Annotated in this window: 1 protein-coding gene; it reads right to left on the bottom strand. The window is 74.8% G+C overall.

Annotated features, from left to right (window positions below; all coding sequences use genetic code 11):
• Positions 1–3,990: SDR family NAD(P)-dependent oxidoreductase (locus tag AB0K25_RS31670; protein ID WP_363824008.1), on the bottom strand; the 3,990-nt coding region annotated here is incomplete at both ends.

Here is a 3,990-nt window from a genome sequence, read left to right as displayed (position 1 = left end):
ACGGAACAACGCCACCTCAACCGCGAACAACGCCGGCTGCGTCCACCCCGTCTGATCCAACACACCACCCGGGTCGGTGAACATCACCTCCCGCAGATCACCACCCAGCAACGACCCGAACGCCACACACACCTCATCCAACGCAGCAGCGAACACCGGGAAAGCCGCCGCCAACTCGCGACCCATCCCGACCCGCTGCGCACCCTGACCGGTGAACAACACCGCCGTACGACCGCCGGTCACCCGACCTGACAGGCCGCTGCCCGAGGTCAGGGCCTCCAGGGAGGCGGCCAGCTCGGCGGCCGTACCGCCGACGGCGACGGCCCGGTGGTCCAGGGCCGCCCGACCGGCGGACAACGAGTGCCCCACGTCGACCGGCCGTTCCTCGGTGCGGAAGTCCCGCAGGCGGGCGGCCTGCTCGGCCAGCGCACCGGCGGACCGGGCGGACAGCGGCCAGAGCACCACCGGCGGCTCGGGGATCGCGGCCGGTGCGGTGGGCCCGGCCGGCGGGGCCTCCTCGACGATCACGTGCGCGTTGGTGCCGCTGATGCCGAACGACGACACCCCGGCGCGGCGGGGGCGGTCCCCGGCCGGCCAGTCGACCGGCTCGGTGAGCAGCCGTACGTCGCCGGCCGCCCAGTCGACCTGCCGGGACGGCGTCTCGGCGTGCAGGGTGCGCGGCAGGGTGCCGTGCCGCATCGCCATCACCATCTTGATCACACCGGCCATGCCGGCGGCGGCCTGGGCGTGACCCATGTTGGACTTGATCGAGCCGAGCCACAGGGGGCGGTCCCGGTCCCGACCGTAGGTGGCGAGCAGCGCCTGCGCCTCGATCGGGTCACCGAGGGTGGTACCGGTGCCGTGTGCCTCGACCGCGTCGACCGCGTCGGGGGTGATCCGGGCGTTGGCCAGCGCCGCCCGGATCACCCGCTGCTGGGCCGGCCCGTTCGGCGCGGTCAACCCGTTCGACGCACCGTCCTGGTTCACCGCCGAACCCCGGATCAGCCCATAGACGCGGTGCCCGTTGCGCTGCGCGTCGGAGAGCCGTTCCAGCATCAGCACCCCGACGCCCTCGGCCCAGCCGGTGCCGTCGGCGTCGTCGGAGAACGACTTGCACCGGCCGTCCGGGGCGAGCCCCCGTTGCCGGCTGAACGCCACGAACGGGGTGGGGTTCGACATCACCAGCACCCCACCGGCGACGGCGGTCGCGCACTCCCCGGCCCGCAGCGCCTGGCTGGCGAGGTGCAGTGCGACGAGCGACGAGGAACACGCCGTGTCGATGGTCATCGACGGCCCCTCGAACCCGAACGCGTACGACACCCGGCCGGAGATCACCGACGCGGAACTGCCGGTGCTCAGGTACGCCTCCGACTCGGCGGGGGCGAGACCGAGCAGGTCACCGTAGTCCTGGGCGCCGGAGCCGACGAACACCCCGACGGGGCTGCCACGCAACGCCTCCGGGTCCATCCCGGCCCGCTCGACCGCCTCCCAGGTGACCTCCAGCATCAGCCGCTGCTGCGGGTCCATGGCGATCGCCTCGCGGGGCGAGATACCGAAGAACTCGGCGTCGAACGCGCCCGCCTCGTAGACGAAACCGCCGGAGCGGACGTAGCTGGTGCCCGGCTGGTCCGGGTCGGCGTCGAAGAGGGCGTCGGAGTCCCAGCCCCGGTCGACGGGGAACGCGCTGATCGCGTCGGTGCCGCTGTCGACGAGCCGCCACAGGTCCTCCGGGGACCGGACGCCGCCGGGGTAACGGCAGCTCATCCCGATGATGGCGATCGGCTCGTCGGGGTCGGACCCGCCGACGCCGGACGCGACGGGGGTCGGGGCGGCGGTGCCGACGAGTTCGTCGTACAGGTGGCGGGCCAGCACGGCGGGGGTCGGGTGGTCGTAGACCATGGTGGCCGGCAGGCGCAGCCCGACGGCCGCGCCGAGGGCGTTGCGCAGTTCCACCGCGGTCAGCGAGTCGAACCCGAGTTCCCGGAACGGCCGCTGGACGTCCACGGTGGTCGCCGCGTCGTACCCGAGGACGGCGGCGACCTGGGCGCGGACGGTGTCCAGCAGGTACGGCAGCCGCTCGGCGTCGGGCAGCCCGGCCAGCACGGAGGTGTCGGTGGGCGCGGTCGGGGCGGCGGTGGCCGGGGTCTGCTGGGCCTCGGGGAGCGCGGCGAGCAGCGGCCGGGGCCGGGCCAGGGTGTAGATCGGGGTGAACCGGGCCCAGTCGATGTCGGTGACCACGAGGTGGCTCTCGTCGTGGTCGAGGACCTGCCGCAACGCCCCGAGGGCGAGGCGCGGCTCCATCGGCGGGGTGCCCTGCCGCAGGAGTTGCGCGGTGGCCTCGTCGTCGACCATGCCGCCGCCGCCCCAGGTGCCCCAGGCCACCGAGGTGGCGGTCAGGCCCCGGCGGCGGCGCTGGTGGGCCAACGCATCGAGCCAGGCGTTGCCGGTGCCGTAGGCGGCCTGCCCGGCGCTGCCCCAGACGGCCGCGCCGGAGGCGAACAGCACGAACGCGTCGAGCGGCCGGTCGCCGAGCAGGGCGTCGAGGTGGGTCGCGCCGAGGACCTTGGCCCGGCACACGGCGGCGAAGTCGTCGAGGTCGGTCTCGCCGAGGGGGGCCGGGTCGTAGAGCACCCCGGCGGCGTGGAAGACGGCGGTCAGGTCGACGCCGATCCCGTCGAGCAGCGCGGCGACCGCGTCCCGATCGGCCACGTCGCAGGCGACGACCTGCACGCCGGGCAGGCGGGCGGCCAGGTCGGCGGCGCCGGGGGCGGCGGGGCCACGCCGGCTGGCCAGCACCACCCGCTCGGCGCCCTGGTCGAGGAGCCATTCGGTGAGGTGCGCGCCGATGCCGCCGGTGCCGCCGGTGACGAGCACGGTGCCGGTGGGCGTGTAGCGCCGGTCGGGGCTGCCGGCGACGGGCCAGCGCACCATCCGCCGGGCCAGCACCCCGGCGGTACGCAGGGCGACCTGGTCCTCGCTGCCGTCGGCGAGCACGTCGACGAGCCGGGTGAGGATGTCGGGCGTCCAGTCGGCGGGCAGGTCGACCAGGCCACCCCACCAGCCGGGGTAGTCGAGGGAGAGCACCGTGCCGAGACCCCAGAGGCCGGCCTGTGCGGCGTGCGGCAGGTCCTCGTACCGGTCGACGGCTACCCCGCCGGTGGTCAGGCACCACAGCCGGCCGGTGATGTCGGCGGCGGCGAGGGCCTGCACCAGGCGTACGGTGCCGGTGACCCCGGCGGACAGCCCGGCGTCGTACGGGTCCGGGGTGTCGTCGAGGCCGAGCAGCGAGACGATCCCGCTCGGGGTGCCCCGGCCGGCGAGCGGGTCGGTGCCGGGGAGCAGGTCGGTGCCGGGGAGCTTGGTGACGGTGGCGCCCCGGGTGGCGAGCGCGTCGGCGATGGCGGTGATCCGGGGGTCGTCGGTGAGCGGGTCCGGGGTGACGAGCCACCAGTCGCCGGTGAGTTCCGGCCCGGTGGGCAGGTCGGTGCCCCGCCACACGACCCGGTACCGCCAGTCGTCGGTGACGGTGGCCGGGGCGGCGGTGGGGGCGGCCAGCCAGTACCGCTGCCGGGCGAAGGCGTAGCTGGGCAGGTCGACCTGTCGCGCGCCGGGGTGCACGGCCGTCCAGTCGAGGTCGACGCCGGTGGTCCACGCCTGCGCCATCCCGGTCGCGTACGCGGTGACCTGATCCCGGTCCCGGCGCTGCAACGCGATCGCTGCGGTGTCCTCCACGCAGTCGGCCACCATCGCGGTCAGCACACTGTCCGGCCCGATCTCCACGAACCGGGTCACACCCCGGGCGGCGAGGGCGGCGACCGCGTCGGCGAACCGCACGGTCCCCCGCACCTGACCCTGCCAGTACCCGACCGAACCCAACTCGTCGTCGGTGGCAAGGTCACCGGTCGCGGTCGACACCAGCGGGATACCCGCCGGGTTGGCGGTGACCCCGTCGAGGACCTGCCCGTACTCGGCCAGCATCGGGTCCATCAA

The organism is Micromonospora sp. NPDC049257, from assembly GCF_040678915.1.
GTDB classification, from domain to species: Bacteria; Actinomycetota; Actinomycetes; order Mycobacteriales; family Micromonosporaceae; genus Micromonospora; species Micromonospora antibiotica.
Note: the sequence above shows the minus strand (reverse complement) of the source record. Positions and strands in the feature narration are given on the sequence as shown.